Origin of the sequence: Streptomyces sp. NPDC046203 (genome assembly GCF_040646255.1) — a bacterium.
Lineage (GTDB): Bacteria > Actinomycetota > Actinomycetes > Streptomycetales > Streptomycetaceae > Streptomyces.
This window is the reverse complement of the sequence record NZ_JBEYZX010000006.1, coordinates 13,502-35,837: the sequence shown is the minus strand read 5'-3', so window position 1 is coordinate 35,837 and position 22,336 is coordinate 13,502. Positions and strand designations below refer to the sequence as shown.

General features: G+C 72.1%; 21 protein-coding genes. 14 read left to right on the top strand and 7 right to left on the bottom strand.

Annotated elements, in window-relative coordinates; translation table 11 throughout:
• Positions 1-121 precede the first annotated feature (121 nt).
• Positions 122-1,453 (top strand): tetratricopeptide repeat protein, encoded by a 1,332-nt coding sequence (locus tag ABZ990_RS07045; protein ID WP_361226524.1) that lies wholly within the window; start codon positions 122-124, stop codon positions 1,451-1,453.
• 9 nt (positions 1,454-1,462) lie between these two features.
• Here ABZ990_RS07045 and ABZ990_RS07040 read toward each other — a convergent pair whose 3' ends face one another.
• Positions 1,463-1,771, bottom strand: coding sequence for a hypothetical protein (locus tag ABZ990_RS07040; protein ID WP_361226521.1), 309 nt, complete (start codon positions 1,769-1,771; stop codon positions 1,463-1,465).
• A 127-nt stretch (positions 1,772-1,898) separates the two neighbouring features.
• Here ABZ990_RS07040 and ABZ990_RS07035 point away from each other — a divergent pair, with 127 nt between their 5' ends.
• Together ABZ990_RS07035 and ABZ990_RS07030 are read left to right on the top strand one after the other, a co-directional pair.
• The gene (locus ABZ990_RS07035) at positions 1,899-3,125 is read left to right on the top strand and encodes a helix-turn-helix domain-containing protein (protein WP_361226519.1); all 1,227 of its coding nucleotides are present in this window, start codon (positions 1,899-1,901) and stop codon (positions 3,123-3,125) included.
• Between the two features lie 98 nt (positions 3,126-3,223).
• Positions 3,224-3,805 carry an HD domain-containing protein gene (locus ABZ990_RS07030; protein ID WP_361226516.1) on the top strand — a complete coding sequence of 194 codons (582 nt, stop codon included), beginning with the start codon at positions 3,224-3,226 and terminating at the stop codon, positions 3,803-3,805.
• 55 nt (positions 3,806-3,860) lie between these two features.
• On the opposite strand, the gene ABZ990_RS07025 is transcribed toward ABZ990_RS07030, so the two are convergent.
• The 3 genes from ABZ990_RS07025 to ABZ990_RS07015 form a co-directional block, all read right to left on the bottom strand.
• On the bottom strand, positions 3,861-4,568 hold the full coding sequence (locus ABZ990_RS07025; RefSeq protein ID WP_361226513.1) for a hypothetical protein: 708 nt from the start codon (positions 4,566-4,568) through the stop codon (positions 3,861-3,863).
• 42 nt (positions 4,569-4,610) lie between these two features.
• Positions 4,611-5,309 carry a copper homeostasis protein CutC gene (locus ABZ990_RS07020; protein ID WP_361226510.1) on the bottom strand — a complete coding sequence of 233 codons (699 nt, stop codon included), beginning with the start codon at positions 5,307-5,309 and terminating at the stop codon, positions 4,611-4,613.
• 312 nt (positions 5,310-5,621) lie between these two features.
• The gene (locus ABZ990_RS07015; protein ID WP_361226507.1) at positions 5,622-6,596 is read right to left on the bottom strand and encodes a hypothetical protein; all 975 of its coding nucleotides are present in this window, start codon (positions 6,594-6,596) and stop codon (positions 5,622-5,624) included.
• Between the two features lie 310 nt (positions 6,597-6,906).
• Here ABZ990_RS07015 and ABZ990_RS07010 point away from each other — a divergent pair, with 310 nt between their 5' ends.
• The 10 genes from ABZ990_RS07010 to ABZ990_RS06965 all read left to right on the top strand — a co-directional run bounded on the left by ABZ990_RS07010 (position 6,907) and on the right by ABZ990_RS06965 (position 16,923).
• On the top strand, positions 6,907-7,194 hold the full coding sequence (locus tag ABZ990_RS07010; RefSeq protein ID WP_361226504.1) for a cation transporter: 288 nt from the start codon (positions 6,907-6,909) through the stop codon (positions 7,192-7,194).
• Positions 7,195-7,331: 137 nt separating this feature from the next.
• Positions 7,332-9,608 (top strand): heavy metal translocating P-type ATPase, encoded by a 2,277-nt coding sequence (locus ABZ990_RS07005; protein ID WP_361226501.1) that lies wholly within the window; start codon positions 7,332-7,334, stop codon positions 9,606-9,608.
• A gap of 44 nt (positions 9,609-9,652) precedes the next feature.
• A complete protein-coding gene (locus tag ABZ990_RS07000) occupies positions 9,653-9,934 on the top strand; it encodes a metal-sensitive transcriptional regulator (protein WP_361226498.1) in 282 nt (93 codons plus the stop codon).
• A 448-nt stretch (positions 9,935-10,382) separates the two neighbouring features.
• Positions 10,383-10,757 carry a BlaI/MecI/CopY family transcriptional regulator gene (locus tag ABZ990_RS06995; protein WP_361226495.1) on the top strand — a complete coding sequence of 125 codons (375 nt, stop codon included), beginning with the start codon at positions 10,383-10,385 and terminating at the stop codon, positions 10,755-10,757.
• Positions 10,754-11,665 (top strand): M56 family metallopeptidase, encoded by a 912-nt coding sequence (locus tag ABZ990_RS06990; protein WP_361226492.1) that lies wholly within the window; start codon positions 10,754-10,756, stop codon positions 11,663-11,665. The genes ABZ990_RS06995 and ABZ990_RS06990 overlap by 4 nt, the downstream gene beginning before the upstream one ends.
• Positions 11,666-11,770: 105 nt before the next feature.
• On the top strand, positions 11,771-12,265 hold the full coding sequence (locus tag ABZ990_RS06985; RefSeq protein ID WP_361226490.1) for a GNAT family N-acetyltransferase: 495 nt from the start codon (positions 11,771-11,773) through the stop codon (positions 12,263-12,265).
• Positions 12,266-12,959: 694 nt separating this feature from the next.
• Positions 12,960-13,976 (top strand): class I SAM-dependent methyltransferase, encoded by a 1,017-nt coding sequence (locus tag ABZ990_RS06980; RefSeq protein WP_361226488.1) that lies wholly within the window; start codon positions 12,960-12,962, stop codon positions 13,974-13,976.
• A 76-nt stretch (positions 13,977-14,052) separates the two neighbouring features.
• Entirely contained in the window at positions 14,053-14,493 is a 441-nt protein-coding gene (locus ABZ990_RS06975) for a transcriptional repressor (protein ID WP_361226485.1), read from the top strand.
• Between the two features lie 124 nt (positions 14,494-14,617).
• The gene (locus ABZ990_RS06970; RefSeq protein ID WP_361226482.1) at positions 14,618-15,685 is read left to right on the top strand and encodes a helix-turn-helix domain-containing protein; all 1,068 of its coding nucleotides are present in this window, start codon (positions 14,618-14,620) and stop codon (positions 15,683-15,685) included.
• Positions 15,686-15,858: 173 nt separating this feature from the next.
• A complete protein-coding gene (locus ABZ990_RS06965; protein WP_361226479.1) occupies positions 15,859-16,923 on the top strand; it encodes a helix-turn-helix transcriptional regulator in 1,065 nt (354 codons plus the stop codon).
• Between the two features lie 132 nt (positions 16,924-17,055).
• On the opposite strand, the gene ABZ990_RS06960 is transcribed toward ABZ990_RS06965, so the two are convergent.
• Positions 17,056-17,274 carry a hypothetical protein gene (locus tag ABZ990_RS06960; RefSeq protein ID WP_361226476.1) on the bottom strand — a complete coding sequence of 73 codons (219 nt, stop codon included), beginning with the start codon at positions 17,272-17,274 and terminating at the stop codon, positions 17,056-17,058.
• 412 nt (positions 17,275-17,686) lie between these two features.
• Between ABZ990_RS06960 and ABZ990_RS06955 the strand changes: the two genes are divergently transcribed.
• The gene (locus ABZ990_RS06955) at positions 17,687-18,751 is read left to right on the top strand and encodes a helix-turn-helix transcriptional regulator (protein ID WP_361226474.1); all 1,065 of its coding nucleotides are present in this window, start codon (positions 17,687-17,689) and stop codon (positions 18,749-18,751) included.
• 269 nt (positions 18,752-19,020) lie between these two features.
• On the opposite strand, the gene mshA is transcribed toward ABZ990_RS06955, so the two are convergent.
• Both mshA and ABZ990_RS06945 read right to left on the bottom strand, forming a co-directional pair.
• Positions 19,021-20,331, bottom strand: a complete 1,311-nt coding sequence (gene mshA / locus ABZ990_RS06950; protein ID WP_361226984.1) for a D-inositol-3-phosphate glycosyltransferase — start codon at positions 20,329-20,331, stop codon at positions 19,021-19,023.
• 417 nt (positions 20,332-20,748) lie between these two features.
• Positions 20,749-22,314 carry a class I tRNA ligase family protein gene (locus tag ABZ990_RS06945; protein ID WP_361226472.1) on the bottom strand — a complete coding sequence of 522 codons (1,566 nt, stop codon included), beginning with the start codon at positions 22,312-22,314 and terminating at the stop codon, positions 20,749-20,751.
• Positions 22,315-22,336 lie beyond the last annotated feature (22 nt).

The window sequence follows — 22,336 nt, the reverse complement described above, 5'->3', positions numbered from 1 at the left end:
AGGTATTCATGCGTCGACTCCCGTTCGGGTGGGTGATGTTCAGTCAACCGATCGGCACAGAGTGTGAGTACGGTTGAAGAAGCACGGGTCCGTGAAAGCCGTGAAAGTTCAGGGGGCAGCCATGCCGACACGCACTCCGAACCGCGCCTTGGCGGCACTCTTCGATGAAACGGGCTGGTCACGTGGGCAGTTCATGCGTGCGATCGAACGCGTGGGGGCCGAAGTCGGCATCCCGTTCCGGTACGACGAGTCCGCCGTGCCGCACTGGCTCGCCGGGAGCATGCCGAGGAAGGCCGTACGGCCACTGATCCTGGAAGCCCTCTCCCGGAAGCTCGGCCGGCCTGTCGGCGCGTACACGGCGGGATTCTCGAAGTCCCCTGATCCGTCCGGAGATACACCGGACACAGTGGTCGGACTGGCGGATCTCGGGAGCGCGGACATGGATCCCTCGCGCAGAAGTGTGCTGGGGGCCGGGCTCTTCTCGGCGGCTGCCGTCGTGCCGGGATGGCCGGACGTGCGGGACCGTCTGGAGAAGATCCGCGTCGACCCGTACACACGGATCGGGCAGGCCGAAGTCGAGGCGATCGCCGCGATGACCGAGCACGTCAGCGATCTCGACGACCGGTTCGGCGGTCGGATGGCCCGGCCGATGGCGGCCGCCTTCCTGGTGAACACCATCGTCCCCGCACTGCGGGCCACTGCCTCCGACGAGGTGAGGAACGCCCTGCGGTCGGCCGCCGCCGACCACTGCTATCTGACCGGGTACATGGCGATGGACGAGCGCGAAGACGGCCTCGCCCAGCGCTACTACATCAAGGCCCTCGAACTGGCCGGTGCGGCGGGCGACCATCTGACGTACTGCACCACGCTGCGCGGGATGAGCGTGCAGGCCGTCGACCTCGGCCACGGCCCACTCGCGCTGCGTCTCGCCGACGCTGCCGCCGCCGCGTCGCCGCAGGCGGGCCCGCGCATGCGCGCGTTCCTCGCCGGGCAGCAGGCGCACGCCGCCGCGCGGACCGGGGACCGGGTCGGCGCGCTGCGGCGCGTCAAGGAGGCGGAGACGGCGATGGAACAGGCCGAATCACGGGCGAAGGCGTTCGGCTCCTACGATCCGTCGGCTCTCAACTACCACATTGGACAGGTGCGTTACGAGCTCGGCGACCCGGTCGGCGCGGTCACCTCGCTGACGCTGGCCGACCGGCTCAGGGAGCCGGTGTACCGCCGCACCCGGGTCCGGTACAACGCCATGCTCGCGGAACGGAAGCTGGAGACCGGGCACTTGGAGGAAGCCTGCGCCGACTGGGACCGGGTCCTGGACGACTACCCCCACGTACAGTCCGGCCGCTGCGACGACCGCGTACGCGTCATGCTCTCCGTACTCCGCCCCCACCTCGGAAACGCCCACGCCCGGAGGGTCTTCGAGCGCGGTCGCCCGCTCCTGCGGGCGAGTTGATCCCGGGGCTCAGTACGCGGCCTGGACATTGTCGGCCGCCGCCGTCCACTCGATGCCGTTCGCCGCGCGGATGTACGCGATACGCACCACCCGCCCGTCACTGTGCAGTTCATGCCTGACGGCGGTCAGCTCACCCTCGGCACCACTGGCGGTGTCCCGCACCCGCGTACGCAGCAGCGGATGCTCTTCGAAGCCGTCCGCCGCGACCGGATACACCCCCGCCGCCCCGGCCCGACGCACGAACCGCTCCCACCCGGCGGCGGCCCGGACGCGCAGCTCACGGCTCGGAGCGCCCGGGGGCGGGTCAATGCTGGTCATGTACTCGTTCCTCTCGCCGGAAACCGGAGGCATGTCCGAGGTCATGCCTGGCGTGGGGATCACCCTGTCGGGCGGTGGGCGAGTGCATCCAGCTCGCGGCCCTATAGGGCCGTCCTATATTTCAAGAATGGAGCCGGATCCGGAACCGACTGTCTGGGCGCACCCCGAACTGCGCGCCGCCGCCGCTGTGGAGGACTGGCCTCGTGTGCTGCGGACTTGGCGAGCCCTGACCCGCAGCAGCCAGAGCCGGCTCGGAGCGCTCGTCGGCCTGGCCCAGTCCGACGTGTCCGCGATCGAGAACCGGCGCCGGGCGGTGACCTCCGTGGAGGTTCGACAGCGGATCATCGAGGGGCTGGGCGTCCCGGCCGAGGTGCTTGGACGGCATCGGCCCGAGCCGCCGCTGCCCTCTCTGGTCCTTCCCGAGGTCGTCTCGGATGCCGCCGCCGACCGGCTGCGGCGGGTGCGGCAGGGCGGGCTCCGGCTCGATGTCGCGTCGCTGGACGAGATGGACCGCCTGCTGGCGGTTCATCGCAGGGCCGAGGACACGCTGGGTTCCCGGGTGATGAACGGTGTGGTCGCCGCGCAGTTCGACGCCGTCCACGAGTTGTACGGACAGGCGCGCGGTCCGCTCGCGGACCGCGTGGTCAGACTGCTGGCCGAGTACGCCCAATTCCTGGCGTGGTTGGCTCAGGACCAGGACAAGTCGCCTGCCGCACAAGGATGGTTCGATCTCTCCTACGACTGGGCTCTGGAATCCGGGTACGGCGACATGGCAGCCACCACCCTCAGCATGAAGGCGCACATGGCCTGGTCGAACGGCCGGGGAAGGCGGTGCGTCGGGCTCGCGCGGGCGGCCTCGGCGACCCCGGGGGCGTCGGAGACGACCAGGGCGATGGCCCTCCAGATGGCCGGGCGCGGTCACGCCCTCGCGGGCGAGGCCACGGAGGCGTACCGGCATCTGGACGAGGCCCAGCGCCTCATCGCCGGAGCCGCCGATGCCCCGCCCTGGCTCTACTTCTACGGCGAGTCCTGGTTCGCGGCCCAGCGGGGCATGGCCGACGTGCATCTCGGGGAGTGGGACCGGGCAGTGGAGAACCTGCGCGTGGGCCTCTCCGGCTTCGCCCCGTCGTACCGCCGGGACCGTGCCTGGTACGGGGCGTGCCTGGCGCACGCCTACGCGGGCGCCGGCGAGCCGGGAGCCGCGTACGAGACCGCGCGGGGAATCATCCAAGACGCCGCCGAGGTGGGCAGGCCGCACGCATGGCACGAGCTGCACAAGGTCGCGGCACTGCTGCTGCGCCATCGCGCCCCCGAGGGAAGGGAACTGTTCGACGCGCTCGCGGTACTCGACTGACACGGCGGCACTCGACTGACATGAAGGCGATTCGGGTCCGCGGCAGCGGTGCGGACACTAGGTTGTCCGTGATCGCACGCGCCTTGGGAGGTCACCGCATGGCAGACGACACCGCGTACGCCGAGGGCACGGCCGGCTTCATCTTCGAGATGGGCGTGCTCAAGAACGCCAAGCGGACCGGCTGGTGGTTCACGGGCAACAACAACCCCGAGTCGATCGCCGAGCATTCGTTCCGCGTGGGGGTCGTCGGGGCCGTGCTGGCCATGATGGAGGGAGTGGATCCCGCGAAGGTCGCGCTGCTGTGTCTGTTCCACGACACGCAGGAGACGCGGATCGGGGACATCCCGCACATCGGCCGCCGCTATCTCGATGCCGCCGCCAACGAGACCGTCACCGCGGACCAGGTGTCCGCCGCGCACCCGGCGGTGCGGGACGGGGTGCGGCGGGTGGTCGCGGAGTACGAGGCCAAGGAGACGCCCGAGTCGGTCGTGGCGCGGGACGCCGACAAGCTGGAGTGCCTGGTGCAGGCCGTGGAGTACCGGGCGCAGGGATACACCCTGGTCCAGGACTGGATCGACACCTCGCTCGGCAGCCTGAAGACGGACTCCGCAAGGGAGTTGGCCGAGGCCGCGCTGAGGATGTCACCACTGGAGTGGCGGAAGACCTTCCTGAATCCCTGAACCCCAGCCCCGCCGGCACCCCGCCCCGCCGGCATCCCGCCGCATCAGCCCCGCATCAGCACTGCCACAGGAACAGCGCCTTGCCGCACGGTTCGCAGGTGAAGGCGTAACCGCAGCCCCCGCCGCCGAAGTTCATCGCCGTGCGGTGGTCGGGGCCCTCTTCGAGCTGGACGGCCAGGGGCATCGGGCGGGCGCACGCGGGGCAGGTGGGGGTCTCGTCGCCCTGGATCCAGGCCGGGTGTCCGCCCAGCTGGCCGAGGACGGCGGGCTTCCCGGCGCCTTCGCCCTCCTCGGGCTCCTCCCCGTCCTCCCCCTCTTCCTCGTCCCCCGTCCAGGCCGCGCGGGCCTGGTCGTAGTCGGCGCCCGGCACCCGCTCCAGCGCCACGGTCCGGACCGCGCCCAGCGTGAACGCCCCCTCGCCGTCAGCCCCGCCCGCCGCCTCCGGCGCCGGCAGCGGCGCGAGCCCGTCCCGCGCGAACAGCAGGGCCCGGTTCCCGCCCGCGTACGGGTCCCAGTCCTCGCACATGCCCGGGTCGTTCCCGCAGGCGAACAGGGCGAGGACGGCCCGGCCCGCGCCCGACCCGCCGGCGTCCTCCGGGAACACCTCGGCCAGGAACGTCATCGGCCCCTCGCACGACGCGCAGTGCGGCCACGCCGTGCCCGCCGGGGCCAGGGGAACGCCACCCGTCCGGGTCACCGGGGCGTCCGGGGCGGCGGGGCCGGCTTCGATCATCAGCGTGGTCGAACTGCTCACAGTGCTCATGACCAGGAACTTTAGGCCGCCCCCGCGAACGCCCGGCCCGGGCTACGCGTCGATCGCCTCGCGCCAGGTCCGTACCGCCGCCTCCGACAGCGGTGCCGCCCAGCCGTCTGGGCGGGCCGCGCCGCCGATGTGGAAGGCGGTGAGGCCCGCAGCGCGCAGCCGCGGCAGGTGGTCGAGGCGCAGGCCGCCGCCGACGAGGATCTGCGGCTCGTAGCCGGGTTCGCCGGTGCGCGCGGCCTCGGCCGCGAGGACGTCCAGGCCGTCGTCGACGCCGGTGGCGGCGCCCGCCGTCAGATAGGTGTCGAGCCCGGGCAGGTCCGCGAGCAGCCGGCGCAGTCCGTCGCGGTCGGCGGCGCGGTCGATGGCGCGGTGGAACGTCCAGTGGCAGCCGTCGAGGACGGCGATCAGGCGTTCCACGGCGACCAGGTCGGGCTGTCCGTCGGGGGTGAGGAAGCCGAGCACGAACTCGTCGGCCCCGGCCGACCGCAGCGCGACGGCGCGCCGTACGAGGTCGGTCATCTGGCGGGTGTCACCGGCCGAGAAGCCGTCCGTCAGCCGCAGCATCACGCGCAGCGGGATGTCGACCGCCGCGCGGATCGCCTTGAATCCGGCCTGGGACGGCGAGAGTCCGTCCGCCGCCATGTCGGTGACCAGTTCCAGGCGGTCCGCCCCACCGGCCTGGGCGGCGACCGCGTCGGCCTCGTCGAGCGCGATCACCTCCAGCACTGCACGGTCGCTCATCGAGCCCATTCCTCCACGGATCGCACGGTCGCGGCCGCACCTACGGCCACGGCTACAGGTCTAGTCCAATGCCCCGTCACCAGACTAGCCGCGCGCGGGGCCGCCCGCATCGTGCGAACGGCCCCCTCGCCACGCGATCCCCACGCCGCACGACCCCCGCACCCCAGGCCTTAGGTCCTCAAAACCCCGAGACCCGAGGCCCGGCACCCGAGCCCCGAGGCCCGGCACCCGGGCCCCGAGGGCCACGACCGGATCCGCGCCCCGAGCCCCGAGCCCCGGCACCCGACAACCGGCACCCGAGGCCGGCAGCCCCTACGACCCCGCACGGACCGTGAACGCCGCCGTGTGCACCTTCCCCTCGTGCTGGAAGTCGAGGAAGAGCCGGTACGTACCGGCGCTCGGCGCGGTCGCCGTGAAGGAGACGTCCGGGCCCGGACCGCCCTCGTTCGGGTGGACGTGCAGGTACGCGAGGTCGCCGTCGCGGAGCGCGACGAGGTGTCCGTACGCGCCGAGGTACGGCTCCAGGTTCGTGACGGGCTTGCCCCCCTTGCCGATGGTGAGCTTCAGCTCGCCCGGCTTGCCCGGGTCCAGGGTGCCGCCGAGGCGGACCTGGTAGCCGTCCACGTCGGCGGTCGCCTTCACGGCTGGCATGGCCTTCGGGGCGTACGCGCCCGGCACCGACAGGTCCGCGCCGAGGGTGATGTTCTTCGCGCCCGCCGCGGCGGGCTTGAAGTCGGCGAACGCCTTGTACGCGCCCGCGGCCGGCAGGTCGGCGTCCGCCGTCCAGGAGCCGTCGGCCGCCTTGACCGGGTGCAGGTGGTGGTACGTGGTCAGATCGCGCGAGGCGACGATGAAGTGCAGTTCCTTGTCGTGCTCCTTGGTGAAGGCGGTGACCTTCTTACCGCCGGGGCCCTTGATGGAGAACTTCAGCGTGCTCTTGCCGGCCTTGGCGGTCGGCGCGTCGAGCGCGAGGGTGTAGCCGTCCTCCGAGACGGTGAGACCGCCGGCGACCGGCGCGTTCGCCTCCTCGCCGTGCCCCTCGTGCCCCGCGTGACCGCCGGGCGCCGCCCCCTCGGACCCCTTGGAAGCGCCCGCACCCTCATGCCCCGCGTGCGCACCCTCCCCGGACCCTGCCCCGGCCCCGCCCTCCGCCTGGGCCGTGTGCCCGGCGTGCTCCGCCTTCGCGGGCTCGCCGATCGGTCCGACGCCCTTGCCGACCCCGTACGCCGTCCCGAAGGTCGCGGCGAGCGCGGCGGCAAAGGCAGTGATCTTCACTCCGGTGTTCATGACTGCTCTCCCGTACTGGACGCGTACGCGACCTCGACCTTCGTGACCCCGTGACCTCGGTGGCCCGGGCGACGTCAGGGACGTACGTACCTGGTGATGGCGCGGATGCGCCGGTCCTTCCGCGGCACGCCCGTTCCTTCCTTGCCTTCCCTGCACCTCACGATACCCCTGGGGGGTATCAAGTCAAGTCGCGTCGACACTTGCGTCCGATACCACCGGGGGGTATACATGAACCCATAAGCGATACCCCCCGAGGGTATCGAAGCCACCACAGCCCCCTCGGGGCGCATCCGACACGGAGGACGACGACATGGGTTCCTGCTGCACCCCTGACAACAGCTGCTCGACCGGCGCCGACGCGGCGACGGCCACCGCGGTCGCCGAGGGCACCAGCACCGTCTACGCGGTCACCGGCATGACCTGCGGTCACTGCCGTACCGCCATCACCAACTCCGTCAGCGCGCTCGACGGCGTCATCTCCGTCGACGTCGACGTGACCGCCGGCAAGGTCACCGTCGTCACCGGCGGCGAGCCGGACGACGCCGCGATCGCCGCGGCGGTCGACGACGCGGGTTACGAGCTGACCGGCCGCGCCTGACCGGCACGACCGGCGCCACCGGCCGCCGGGGCTCGCCCACCACGCCCGGGCCCCGGCCCCGAACCCCGCGAACCGCACGTCACCGCTGCGGGCCGCCGAGGCAGCACACCGAGCCTCACAGAAAGAGGAGCAGTTTCATGACCACGACCACTCCGGGCACAGCCCAGGTCGAGCTCGCCATCGGCGGCATGACCTGCGCCTCGTGCGCGGCCCGTATCGAGAAGAAGCTCAACCGCATGGACGGGGTCGAGGCCACCGTCAACTACGCGACCGAGAAGGCGAAGGTCACCTTCTCCGCCGACATCCCGGTCGGCGACCTGATCGCGACGGTGGAGGCCACCGGCTACACCGCCAAGGAGCCGCAGCCGGAGCGTCCGGCCGGCGGCGCGGGCGGGGACGGCGGCGAGGGGCCGTCCGAGGAAGAGGAGGCCGCCGCCGAGCTGCGGCCGCTGCGCCAGCGGCTGACCGCCGCCGTCTGGCTGACCGTGCCGGTCATCGCGATGGCGATGGTCCCGCTGTTCCAGATCGACTACTGGCAGTGGCTGAGCCTGACGCTCGCCGCGCCGGTCGTCACGTACGCCGCCTGGCCGTTCCACAAGGCCGCGTGGACGAACCTCAAGCACGGCGCCGCGACGATGGACACGCTGATCTCGGTCGGCACGATCGCCGCGTTCCTGTGGTCGCTGTGGGCGCTGTTCCTCGGTACGGCCGGCACGCCCGGCATGACGCACCCCTTCGAGTTCACGATCGCCCGCACCGACGGCGCCGGGAACATCTACCTGGAGGCCGCGGCCGGCGTCACCACCTTCATCCTGGCCGGCCGCTACTTCGAGGCCCGCTCGAAGCGCAAGGCGGGCGCCGCGCTCAAGGCGCTGATGCAGCTGGGCGCCAAGGAGGTCACGGTCCTGCGCGACGGCCGCGAGGTCACCGTGCCGACCGCCGAACTCCAGGTCGGGGACCGGTTCCTGGTCCGCCCGGGCGAGAAGATCGCCACTGACGGCACCGTCGTCGAGGGCTCCTCCGCCGTCGACGCCTCCATGCTCACCGGCGAGTCCGTGCCCGTCGAGGTCGGGGTCGGCGACTCCGTCACCGGCGCCACCCTGAACGCCGGCGGCCGCCTGGTCGTCGAGGCCACCCGCGTCGGCGCCGACACCCAACTGGCCCGTATGGCCAAGCTCGTGGAGGACGCCCAGAACGGCAAGGCCGCCGCCCAGCGCCTCGCCGACAAGATCTCCGCCGTCTTCGTCCCGGTCGTCATCGCCCTCGCGCTCGGCACCCTCGGCTTCTGGCTGGGCACCGGTCAGGGTCTGACCTCGGCGTTCACCGCCGCCGTCGCCGTCCTGATCATCGCCTGCCCCTGCGCCCTCGGCCTCGCCACCCCGACCGCCCTCATGGTCGGCACCGGCCGCGGCGCCCAGCTCGGCATCCTCATCAAGGGCCCCGAGGTCCTGGAGACCACCCGCAAGGTCGACACGATCGTCCTGGACAAGACCGGCACCGTCACCACCGGCCGGATGACCCTGATCAAGGTGCACACCGCCGACGGTCAGGACGAGACCGAGGTCCTGCGTCTCGCCGGCGCCCTGGAGCACTCCTCCGAGCACCCGATCGCCCAGGCCGTCGCCACCGGCGCCGCCGCCAAGGTCGGCACCCTGCCCACCCCCGAGGACTTCGCCAACATCCCCGGACTCGGCGTCCAGGGCATCGTCGAGGGCCACGCCGTCCTCGTCGGCCGCGAGAAGCTGCTCGAAGAGTGGGCGATGGAACTCCCCACCGCCCTCAAGGAGATCAAGGCGACGGCCGAGAAGGCCGGCAAGACCGTCATCGCGGTCGCGTGGGACGGCAAGGCCCGCGCGGTCCTGGAGGTCGCCGACGCGATCAAGGAGACCAGCACCGAGGCCATCCGCCGGCTGCGCGCGCTCGGCCTCACCCCGATCCTGCTCACCGGTGACAACAAGGCGGTCGCCGAGTCCGTCGCCGCCGAGGTCGGCATCGACGAGGTCTTCGCCGAGGTCATGCCGCAGGACAAGGTCGACGTGGTCAAGCGCCTTCAGGACGAGGGCCGTTCGGTCGCCATGGTCGGCGACGGCGTCAACGACGCCGCCGCGCTCGCCCAGGCCGATCTGGGTCTCGCGATGGGCACCGGCACGGACGCCGCCATCGAGGCCGGCGATCTGACGCTGGTACGGGGCGACTTGCGCGCCGCGGCGGACGCGATCCGGCTGTCCCGCAAGACGCTCGGCACCATCCGCTCGAACCTGTTCTGGGCCTTCGCCTACAACGTGGCCGCCCTGCCGCTCGCCGCGGCCGGACTGCTCAACCCGATGATCGCCGGCGCGGCGATGGCGTTCTCCTCGGTCTTCGTGGTCGGCAACAGCCTCCGCCTGCGGGGCTTCCAGTCAGCCGACAAGTGACCATCCGCCACCGCTTGCTGTAACTGCCCGACAAGGAGGCCGCCGTGGCCGGTTACGTACAGCACAAGGAAGACATCATCCGGCGCCTGCGCCGCATCGAGGGCCAGGTCCGGGGGGTGCAGCGGATGGTCGACGAGGACACCTACTGCATCGACGTCCTGACCCAGGTCTCGGCCATCAACGCGGCACTCCAGTCCTGTGCGGTGGCCCTCCTGGACGAGCATCTGAGCTGCTGCGTCACCGAGGCCATCGAGCACGGCGGGGACCAGGCGAAGGAGAAGGTCGGCGAGGCGTCGAAGGCGATCGCCCGGCTGATCCGCACCTGATCCGCACCTGGCCGGCAGCACCGGCCCGCACCACGCACCACACATCAGGCACCACGCACCACGCATCGGGGCCGGGTTCCGACGGAGAGAATCTCCGCCGGAACCCGGCCCCGAGCCGTTTCCCGCGGGAAACAGCCGGTGAACCGGCCGGCGAACCGTCCACCGCCCGGACCATCGAACTGGCCAGAGAAGGGGCCGGATTATCAACTTCCCTTGTTTCCGGGGCACTCCACCGCCAGCCTGACACTCACCCGAAGACACAGACCGAGCACATGCCGGAGGAGGACAAGCTCCGCCGAACCGGGCAGACCAGGGACACAGACCTTCGCGCAAGGGCGCCGTTCCATGAGGGCAGTCATTCCCTGATCGTACCCCCAGGGGGTATACCTGGTCGGGTTCGGCGGCCCTACGATGAGCCGCCCGTGAGCGGGAGCGGGAGGGGATGCGCGTGCGCCGGCTGGGAGAGCTGGAGGCGGAGATCATGGACCGACTGTGGAGCTGGCAGCGGCCGGCCACGGTCCGGGAGGTCGTCGACGACATCAATCGGGGGCGCCGGGTCGCCTATACGACGGTGATGACCGTCGCCGACATCCTTCACCGCAAGGGCTGGCTGCGCCGCGAGAAGACCGGCCGGGCCTGGTTGTACGAACCGGTCCGCAGCCGCGAGGAGTACACCGCCGGGCTGATGCAGGACGCGCTCGGCGACAGCCTGGACCGGCCGGCGGCGCTGCTGCGGTTCGTGGAGACCATCTCCGACGAGGACATGGAAGCGCTCGACGCGGCCTTGCGCACCGCGCGGCGCGGAGCGGGCGAGGAACGATGAACCATCACGTCCTGCCTCCGCTCGCGTTCGTCCTGTGCACCGGTCTCCTGATCCCCTGGCTGCTCGTCCGGGCCCGTTGGGCCCAGCAGGTGCCCAGGCTCGCGCTCGCGGTGTGGGCGGTGAGCGGAGTGCTGTTCGCCGGTTCGGCGGCGCTGCTGCCCGCCCAGCTGATCCTGCCGAGCAGCGCCGGACACCGGTTGAGCGACGCGCTGTTCACCTTCAGCCTCCCGCACGCCGACACCCTCGGGCGGCTCAGCGCGCAGGAGAGCGTGGCGGCGGTGGTCGCGCTCGCCATCGCGTCCGTACCGCTGGGCGCCTTCGCCCACGCGCTGGTCCGGGCCCGGCGGGACCGGCTCCGGCACGCGCGGACGCTGAGTCTGGTCGGACGGTACGACGCGACGCTGCGCGCCACCGTCCTGGACCACCGACGCCCGGCCGTCTACTGCCTGCCGGGCCGGGTACGCCGGGTCGTGGTCTCCTCCGGCGCCCTCGACACCCTGACCGCACCGCAGTTGGACGCGGCGCTCGCGCACGAGCGGGCGCACATCGCGGGACGGCACCATCTGCTCGTGGCGGCGGTGGAGTCCTTCGCGACCATCTTCCCGCACCTCCCGCTCGCCCGGCACGGCCGCACCGCCGTACCGCTGCTGCTCGAAATGGCCGCGGACGACCGGGCGTTGCGCCGCTGCTCGCGCGACGCCCTCGCGACGGCGCTGTACGCGCTCGCCTCCGGACGGGCCCCGACCGAGGCGTTCGGCGCGGGCGGCCCCTCGGCCGCCCTGCGTATGCGCCGCATCCTCGCCCCGCACAGCAACGGGCACCCGATCCTCTGGGGGATGCTCACGATCGCGTCGGCGGCCCTCGCGGCGGCACCCCTGATCATCGCGTGCTGCTCGTTCCCGAATTGAATACTAAGGGAATTCGTAGATTTGCCATCGGCCACACCTGCTCGAATTCCCGGCTATTGTGGGGGAGTTGGCGCTCGGCTCGGCACGTCGGAGGGTACAAAACCAATGCAGCTGGTCGACGTGCGAGGGGCGGAGGCCGCCGAGGCGACGAAGATATCCAGACTGCTCGCCGACTCCATTCGGGACAGCTACACCGAAATCCTCGGAGAAATCCCCACCCGGCGCCTGGTCTCCACGCAATGCTCACTTCCCCGCATCCGCGCCGAAATTGAAATTCCCGGCGGCGCCCCCGGCTGGCTCGGCTGGCTGGTGGCCACGGGCTCCGACGACGAGCTGCTCGGCGTGGCCGCCGGCGGCGTTCCCGTCCCGGGCGAGGGCGAGGTCTACGCCCTCGCGGTGACCCCCGACGCCCGAGGCACCGGAATCGGCGAGGCCCTCCTCACCGCGGCCAGCGCCCGCATGCGCGCCTTCGGCGCGACAGAACAACGCGTCACCCTGGCCAGCGACCAGGACCCGGCACTCCCCTTCTACGCCCACGTGGGCTTCACCCCACTGCCACCGACCCGTCTGACGGCGATCCGCCTCAGCCGAGTGATCTAGCAGAGGGCCCCACAGCAACCCTCCCTCCCCTTTCCATTCTCTTACCCCACAACCCCACAACGCCCAGCCGCACCCCACAACAACCACCCCCACCCACCTCCCCTCCCCCCCACTCCCTCCCACCAGAACACCAAGGGACGCCCCCTCCTCCCCCTCCCACCCCAGCGGGGCGGGGTGGTGCGCGCGAGACGGCGGCGGGAGCGGGGGCCGGGGAGGGGGTCGTGTTCGGAACGTAAAGCGTGATTTGTGGCGCGGGAAAAGAGACGCCTCGCGCACAGCACAGGTCACCCGCGCCGTAAATCATGCAGTGCAGAACACGAGCCCCCGGACCGGCCCACGCGCCCCACCCACGAACCCCCAGCGCACCACCCCGCACCCGCGCCCCACGCCTCGCGCCCCCACCACGCACCCCGCACCACGCGCCCCACCGCGCGCCCCGCACCCCACCGCGCGCCCCGCACAAGCGCCCCCCGCACCCACCCGCAGCGCGCAGCGCCTGGCAGAGACACGCCATCGCGTGTTCACGCCCCCCGATTCCCTGGAATCCCCTTCCCTCCCCGTCCACGATGGTCCAAGCGGCGTGATCCCGGCGGCACGGGTTCCCCGCCCGGACGGCATGGACCGGCGAGCCCCTGGAGGAGCGATGCACACATCAAGCGGCACTTCCCTGCCCGTCGTGTCTGCCGTGCCACTCGTGCCCGCGGTACTCACGCCGGTCCTGCCGTCCCGATACGAGTGCCCGCCCCCGACCACCCACCCGCTCCAGAGCCCGCACCCGCTCCAAAGCCCCCCACCGAGCCCCCACCCCAGCTCACACCAGACCCCGCACCCGCACCAGACCCCCCACCCGAACCGCACCGCCTTCCACCGCCCGCACCTGCCCACCCCCCTCCCCCTCGAACTGCCCGCCCCCGGCGCGGGCGTCCGGCTGTCTCCCGACACTCTTCCCGGTCTGGAGTCGGTCGCCGCCGGCGACGAGGATTCGGTCTGGCTCCGCGACGCGCTCCTCGGCCCACACAGCGCCGACATCGTCCGGTTCCTCGGTCTCGCCCGGTCCATCGGCGGCCCTGTTCTCGATCTCGGCTCCGGCGCGGGGCGGCTCGCCGTCCCGTTCGCCCGGCACGGCTTCGCCGTGGAGGCCGTGGACCGGGACGGCCCCGCCTTGGAGCGCCTCGAGAACTGGGCCCGGCGCATCGGCCCGCAGGTCGCCGAGCTGATCGTGACCACCAGGTCGGACCTCACGGAGTTGCGGCTCGCGGGCGACTACCGGCTCGCGCTGCTCGCGGGCGCGATGGTCTCCGCCGTCGCGCCGCACGCGCGGCCCCGGCTGCTGCGCGAGATCGCTTCGCACCTGGGGGCGGGCGGAGCGCTCGCGCTCGACTACACGTCGCATCTGGTGTCCGGTCTGATCGCGGAACCGCGCCGGACCTGGGCTTTCCAGGTGCCCCGGTTCGACGGGATCGACGAGTGGGTGGTCGCGCGGCAGGACTTCGATCTGTCGTCGATGCGCGAGCGGATCACGTACTACTCGACGCGGACCGGGAAGGTGTCGGTCGAGCGGGTGGTGCAGAGCACCGAGAAGTGGATCGTGGACGGTGACTGGCTGGCGGCGGATCTGCACGCGGCCGGTCTTCATATCGAGGGCCGCCGGCGGCATCGGATCGACGAGCGGACGGAAAGCGTTCTGCTCGTATGCCGGACAGACGACTGAGACAGTCGCTGACGGCCAAGGCGGCCGGACGGTACGATGCCGACAAAGGTTTGGGCCGACCAGGTGGGCGGAGAACATGGCAGTCGTGGAAGACCTGACCGGCCGCGAGGCGGTGATCCAGCGCCTGCGCGATGTCGGCCTGCGAGTCACCGGACCGCGCCTGGAGGTGCTCACGGTCCTCGCCGCCGGCGGCCATCTCGATGTCGAGGCGATCACCGCGACCGCGCGTGAGCACCTGGGGACGCTGACGAGCCAGGCCGTGTACGAGATGCTCCGGCATTTCCAGGAGACGGGTCTGGTCACCAAGTTCGACCGGCCCGGGATGCCCGCCGTGTTCGAGGTCTCCGGTCCGCCGCACCAGCACGCGCTGTGTCTGTACTGCGGCCGGGTGGAGAACGTGACGGCGACCGCCCCCGCCCCGCCCCGCGACAGCCTGCCGGAGTGGCGGGTCAGCGACGCCGAGGTGGTTTTCAAGGGCCTGTGCCCCGATTGCGCCGCGGAGACGCCCACGCGCTGAGAGCGCCTGAACACCGTGCGGCCTGTTCGAATCTGTGGCAGGGTCTAGCGGGGCGTTTCAACGGGATCGACGTGATCCGAGGGGAGTCTGCTGCGCCGTGTCCAAAACCTCCGCGGGTGCACGCATGGGTGACGACCAGGCCCTCGCTCTCTACCAGGAGCTCCGCGGCACCCTGGGTGAGACATTCGACGGCGCCGCCGCCCGGCTGGAGCTGACGGAGGCCGAACGGGAGCACTGCCGCGCGGAGTTGGTGGCCCTGGGCCTGATCGAACAGACCGCCCCGACCGCTCCCCCCGCCCCGGCCACTCCCGTCGACCCGACCGCCGGCCCGACCGCTTCCCCGGCCGCCGCCGCGACCGCCCCCACCGTGGTCCCCCCGGATGTCGCCCTGCTGCGGCTGCTCCAGCACGAGCGCGACCGCCTGGAGAACCGGCTCGCCGAGACCAGCCGCGCCCAGACCACGCTGGAGACTTTGGCAGGACCGTTCCTGCGGGCCGGTCTGGAGCCGGCCACCGAGGTCGCGGTGGAGATCGTCGACGATCCGGCCCGGGTGCGCCGCGAACTGGCGGAGGTGACGACGTCCGTACGGAACTCCGTCCAGTCGATGCTGACGGGGTCGGTACGGCGCGAGGAGATGGCGTACGAACTGGACCGCGACCGCGAGCAGATCGAGCGCGGCGTCGCCGTCCAGGCGATGTACAGCCACCGGGTCGCCCAAGTACCCGAGATGAGCCAGCACTTGGCGGAACGCTCGGCGCTCGGAGTGGAGATCCGGCTGTCGCCGGTCGTCCCGATGAACATGGTGCTCGCCGACGAGAGCTTCGCGCTGCTGCCGACCGATCCGCGCGATCCGGAGTCGGCGGCGATCCTGGCCCGGGGGCCGGGCCTGGTCCGTTCCTACCGCGCCCTGTACGCGTACTGCTGGCAGGCGGCCACCCCGTACGGCGAGGAGGAGCCGCTGGAGACCGGCGGCGACGGGCTCACCGAGCAACAGCGGGCCGCGCTGCGGATGCTGGCCTCCGGAGTGAAGGACGAGCAGGTGGCCCGCAATCTCGGGGTCTCGCTGCGCACGGTCAGCCGGCTGATCTCCGAGGTCATGCAGGAGTTGGGCGCAGCCAGCCGCTTCGAGGCGGGAGTGAAGGCGGCGCGACTCGGCCTGCTGGACGGCGAGCCGGCCGACCAGCCGGCCTGACCGCCCTCCCCCTCCGCGCCCCCACCCCTCGCCACCCACCCCCGCACCCCCTCCCCCCGTACCGGAATCCACACCCGCACCTCACCTCACCCCACGCAACTGGCCTTGTCCTCCGCGTAATCTGACGGTTTCGATATCCGGACCGGATCGACGACGAGCGGGGGAGCATCGCCATGAGTGCCACGAGTACGACGGGTGAGGGCACGGGCGCCGGCGGGGCGGACCGCCGTCTGGTGCCCCTCTACCAGGAACTGCGCCGGCGCGGGGTGTCGGACTTCGCGGAGGTGGCGACCTCGTTCGGGTTCACGCCCGAGGAGTACGAGCGCTCGCGCGCCGAACTGGTCGCCCTCGGGCTGATCGTCCCCACCTCCGGGACCCACGCGGCCCACCCGGCGCCCCAGGACGTCGTGTGGCGGCCGGACACCGACACGGTCGCCTCGGTCGGTCCCGAGATCGCGCTCCTGCGCGCCATCGACCGGGAGCGGGCGCGGCTCCGGGAGCATCTGGCGGAGGCGGACCGGGCGTACAGCACCCTGGAGACGCTGGCGGCGACCCTGCTGCGGCCGGGGTCGCTGGCCGGTGCCCCGATCCAGGTCGAGGCGATCACCGACTACCGCCGCATCCAGCAGGCGCTGGAGGACATCATCGACGCCACCCAGCAGAATTCCTGCTCGATGTATCCGACCGGCCCGGCCCGGCAGGACCCCGAGCGGATCCTGCGGCGCGACCGCCGCAAGCTGGATCAGGGGATGCGGATCCGTGCCATCTACCGCAGTCGGGACGCCACCCTTCCGGAGTCGGCGGACGTCCTCAACCGGCGGGCGGAGTTGGGCGTCGAGGTCCGCGTGGCGCCGGAGTTGCCGCTCACGATGGTGATCGCCGACGACCAGTACGCGTTGCTCCCGCTCCGACCGGACGCGCCGGGCGAGGGGGCGATCCTGGCCAGTGGGCCCGTGCTGGTGCGGGGGTTCCTGAGCCTCTACGAGCACTGTTGGCACACGGCGGCGCCGTTCGGGGACGACGTGGCGCCGGAACGGGGCGGGGACGGCCTCTCGGGGCAGCAGCGGAACGCGCTGCGGCTGCTCGCCGACGGCATGAAGGACGAACGGATCGCCCGGCACCTCGGGGTCTCACTGCGCACGGTCAGCCGGCTGATCTCCGAGGTCATGCAGGAACTCGGGGCCGGCAGCCGTTTCGAGGCCGGGGTGCGCGCGGTGCGCCTGGGCTGGCTCGACTGAACACCCTTTACGCCAAAGCCCATTCATCCACCTCGGAAAGAAAACGAAGGGGTGCCCGGGCATGAGAATTCCCCGCGATCACGAGGGAATGATCGCGGGGAATTCCTTTTCCTGAGCGGCCGAAGGGGTACGTCAGCCGGCGCGGAGCAGCGCGGCCCGCGGGGCCGGCCAGTCGTCCCCCTCGCCGGACTGCCACCGCGCCCCGGCGCGCACCCTGGCCGGCGTCCCGGCCAGCACCCCGCCACCACGGTTGACCAGGGCCGGATGCGTCACGACGGCCGAGGGGGCCATCGACGCGCCGGTGGACCGGCGAGCGGCCCGGCGGGTTCCGAATACGTACGCGACTGACATGGTTCCTCCAGGAGTGGGGGTGCGAATGCGCCTTCCTTCGGGGGTCCGTGCCGCCGGACTCTCCCTGAAGGCCTCCCAATTCTGTCGACGCTCCACTACCCGATCCAGAGAATAGCGATGCGTGGTCCCGCCATGGCGCGAGTGCGTCAATGCGAAGACAAATGAGGGAAGTTGGGAAAGTCGCAGAGGAGCCACGGGGGTCGATTGACGGGACCCGGATGACGGGCCCACCCACCCCTCCCGGACGACTCCCCCGCCCCGCACAAGGATTAGCCTGACGGTCCGGATCCGCCCGGGGCGCGCTCCGGCCGGCCGGCAACAGCGACTGCCACAGCCACAGCCACAGCACAAGGGTCGTCGCGAGGGCCGTCGCGAGGGTCGGGGAAGCACGAGGGGCGAGGGGGACCACTCCATGAGCGTGATCGTGAGCGTGACCGACAGCGGCGCGGGAAACCTGGACGACCAGCGACTCGTCACCCTCTACCAGGAGTTAAGGGCGCGCGGGGTGTCGGGATTCGCCGAGGCATGCGCCCAGGCGGGGATCTCCCCCGAGGACTACGAACGGTGCCGGGCGGAGCTGATCTCCCTCGGGCTCATCGTGCCGACGGGCAGCGCGCACGCCCCGATCGGCGATCTGCGCGACGCCACCTGGCGGCCGGACGCGGACACGGTGGCCGCCGTCGACCCGGAGATCGCCCTGCTCCGGCTGCTCGACCGCGAACGGGAGCGGCTGCGCGCCCACTTGGCGGAGGCCGACCGGGCGTACGGCGCGCTGGAGACCCTGGCGGGCGGCTTCCTGAAGAGCGGCGCGCGGCCCCGGCACGAGACGGTCTTCGAGGTGATCACCGACTACCGCCGCATCCAGCAGACGCTGGAGGACTTCACCGACACCACCCGGGAACACGCCTGCTCGATGCACCCGGCCGGGCCCAGCCGGGAGGTACCGGAGCGGCTCCTTGAGCGGGACCGGCGGCGCCGGAAGCACGGGGTACGGATCCGGGTGATGTACGAGGCCGAGGACGCGACCCGGCCGCACATCGCCGAAGTCCTCCGGGAGCGCGCCCGGTTGGGGGTCGAGGTGCGGATAGCACCGGTCATCCCGATGAACATGGTCATCGCCGACGAGCGGTTCGCGCTCGTTCCGCTGCACCCCGAGGCGCCCCGCGAGGGCGCGATCCTGGCCCGGGGCCCGCTTCTGGTCCGCTCGTTCCTCCACCTGTACGAGTACTGCTGGCACGCGGCGACGCCGTTCGGGGGCACGGGGATCCCCGACCGGGGCGGCGACGGCCTCTCGGAGCAGCAGCGGGCGGCGCTGCGCATGCTCGCCTCCGGCATGAAGGACGAGAAGATCGCCCGAGGTCTCGGCGTCTCCCTGCGTACGGTGAGCCGGATCCTCTCCGATCTGATGCAGGAACTGGGCGCGTCGACCCGATTCGAGGCGGGTGTGCGGGCCGTCCGTATGGGCTGGATCGACTGAGGACAACGCCGGGCGTCCCGCCCAAGCGAACTCGCTTATGAATAAGCCCTTTTCACTCTCCCCTTCACCCTCACCGCCGCGAATCGAATATGCCAATCGGCCGGTTGCCGGACCTCCCGGGAGGAATGCGCCCCGGCCCGATCGCGGCGACGAAGGCGACCGGGCCGCGGAGTGGCCGTACCGCCACCCTCACCCCAACACCACTCCCCCTGAAGGGAGTCGAGCACAACCCGATCCCCTTCCAACCTTTGGCTAGACCAAAAGAAATGCTAGGCTCGCACTACGGCCTTCTCGTTCCTCCAGGAGAGAGAGGCCGGCGGGGCAGGGGCGTGCCGCCGCCCTTGCCCCACCCCCCGCGCGTACCGCTCCCGCCGTCCCGCCAGCGTCCGCTCGTAGACCTCGACCGTCCGCGCGGCCGAGGTGCGCCAGCTCATCCCCGACGCGTGCCGCACCGCCGCGTCCCCCATCGTCCGTACCGCCCGAGGGTTGCGGGCCAGCCACAGCAGCCGGCGCGCGTACTCCACCGGGTCGTGGCCCCGTACCAGCATCCCCGTCACCCCGTCCCACACCGCCGTCGACAGCCCGCCCACCCCGGCCGCGAGCACCGGCGTCCCGCACGCCTGCGCCTCCGCCGCCACCAGGCCGAACGACTCCGAGCGCGAGGGCACCACAAGCACGTCCGCGGCCCGGTACCAGTCCGCGAGCCGGGCCTGCGGCACCGGCGGGCACGGCAGCAGGACATCGGCGACGTCCAGCTCCTCGGCGAGCCGCCCGATCTCCCCCGCCCGGCTCGCCCCCGAGTGACCGCCCACCACCGGCACGATCAGCCTCCGGCGCAGGTCAGGGGCCATCCGCAGCAGCTCGTCGATCGCCCGCACCAGAATGTCGGGCCCCTTCAGCGGCTGGATCCGCCCCGCGTACAGCGGGATGAAGGCGTCCTCGGGCAGCCCGAGCCGGGCCCGCGCCGCGCGCCGCCCGTCGGCCGGCGAGAAGGTATCGAGCGCCACGCCCGGCCGTACCACCTCGGTCCGCGCCGGGTCAGCGCCGTACAGCAGCCGCAGCGCGTCGGCCTCGTCGTCCGTGTTGGCGATCAGCCGGTCGGCGTCGCCGGTGACCAGCCGCTCGCCGTGGATCCGTACCTCCGGCTCGGGGGTGTCGCCGGCGGCGAGGCTGGCGTTCTTCACGAGGGCGAGGGTGTGCGCGGTGTGCACCAGCGGGACGTCCCAGCCGAAGGCGGCGATCCGCCCCGCCTGCCCGGACAGCCAGTAGTGCGAGTGGACGAGGTCGTAACGGCGCCGCTCCTTGAGCAGGGCCAGCGAGAACTCCACCACCAGGTCGGGCATCGCCTCCTTGGGCAGCTCCTCGCGCGGCCCGGCCTCCAGATGCCGCACCCGTACGCCGGGCACGCCGGGTACCAACTCCACGAGTCCGGGCAGCCCCTCGCCCCGGCAGCGGGTGAAGAGGTCGACCTCGACGCCGTGGGCGGCGAGCGCCCGGGACAGCTCGACCATGTAGACGTTCATCCCCCCGGCGTCGCCGGTGCCGGGCTGGTGCAGCGGGGAGGTGTGGACGCTGAGCATGGCGACGCGCAGGGGGAGCGGGGACACGGGGAACTCCTGTGGGGAGGGCCGCGCGCCCCCGCGCGGGGCGGGCGGACGCGCGACGGGTGGGGACCGGCGGCGGTGTGCGGACGGCGGAACAGGAGGTGCGGGTGGGGCAGGCAGTACGGGCGGTACGGGTCGGGTACGGGCGGCATGGGTGAGGTGCAGGCGTTACGGGTGAGGTGCGGGCGTTACGGGGATGCGCGGACGTACGGGTGGGGATACGGGCGGACCCCGGGGGCGGCTCTTCCCCCGAGGCCCGGACCCGGGACCCGAGGCCCGCGGTGCGGTGCGTGTAGTGCGGTACGGGTCGTGCGTCGTGGCGCCGCTCCAACAGGGGCTCGAAGTACGCGACTTCTTAGCGGCTTAGAAGTCGGCACCCGCGTAAAGGACCGGCTAGAACCCGAAAACCGGCCCCGACGGCGGCGCGAGCCGCGTCCCCGCCGCCGGCGGCAGCAGCGACGACCAGTCCACCGGCCGTCCCGGCTCCGCCTGGAGCGCCGCGGCCAACCGGTCCGCGCCCTCCGGCATCACCGGCCGCGCCCAGGCCGCGAGGGCCGAGGCGACCGCCAACTGGGCGGCGAGCGCCCGGTGATGACCACATTCGGTCGTCGGCCGGCAGCGTTCGTGCGCGTTGACGTAGCCGAAGTCGGCCACCGAGCGGACCATCTCGTCGAGGATCGCGACCGCGCGCCTCGGGTCGAAGGCGTCCGGGCCGTACGCCTCGCGCAGATCCTCGATCCCCCGCCGCAGCCGCCGTTCCAGGACGTGCCAGCCGGTGCCGCCGGGCAGCGCCTGCGGGGCGCGCCCGTCGCACTCCTCGCGGACGGCGGCGAACAGCCGGCCCAGCCAGCCGTTCCAGTTCTCGTCGAGCTCCTGGCGGGCGGCGACGAGCCGGTCGCGCTGGAAGACGGTGCGCCGGCCGTGCGGGCGGGTCTGGAGGACATGGCGGCGCAGGCTGTCGGAGCCGTACTCGGTGAGCAGGTCGAGCGCCCACACATGGCCCTCGCCGACGCCCTCCTCCACCACGTACGACTCGTTGACGTCGAACTCCTGCGGCAGCTTGACGTCTTGGGCGAGCAGCAGCACCGGCAGCAGGACGGCGTGGCAGAAGGAGTGCCCGAAGCCGGAGAAGTGCAGGGCGCGGCGCGGCAGCGGGCCGGTGACGTCGTAGCCGAAGAGGTGCATCGCGGCGGTCTCGAAGCAGGCGTCGATCCGGTGCTCCGGGAAGCCCTCGACGGGAACGGTCAGGCCCCAGCTCGCGGGGTGGCCGACCGCGATGTCCGGCAGCCCGTCCTCCACCAGCGACTCGCACAACGCGGCGAGTCGGGGCGGCAGTTCGACCATGTTCCAGTAGCTCGACAGCTGGTCACGGAACGGCTCCAGCGGAATGTAGAGCCGGCGGCAGCGCTTCGCCACGGCGGGGGTGTCGCAGATCGCGCAGCGCGGCGCGAGCAGGTCGCCGCCGTCGTTGGGACGCGCGCACTCGTGGCACATGCCGGCGTCGCTGACCGCGCCGCAGTGCGGGCAGGTGCCGGTGGCGTGGGCGCCGTGCAGCCAGCGTTCGCACGGTTCGCAGTACGGCAGGAGCCGGGTGCGCGGCGCGATCACGCCCCGCGCGTACAGCCGGCTGAACAGGTCCCGCACCCAGCGTCCGTAGCCCCGGTCCTTGCGCGGTCCGACGATGTGGTCGAACTCGACTCCGGCGCGCTGCCAGTCCGCGACCATCGCCGCGCGGTAGCCCTCGGCGACCTCCTCGGGCTTGCGGTGGTGGCGCAGCGCGCGGACCTCGACGGAGCCGGCGTGGTCGGCGGTGCCGGTCGTGAACCGGACGGCCTCGCCGTCCGCGCGCAGGAAACGGGTGAGGACGTCGGCCGCGACGTACGGGCCGGCGAGGTGGCCGATGTGCAGTTCGCCGTGGGTGGCCGGAGGGGTCGCGGTGATCCATACGGGGGTGTTCATGGGACCTCCTTGACGCTGGCGT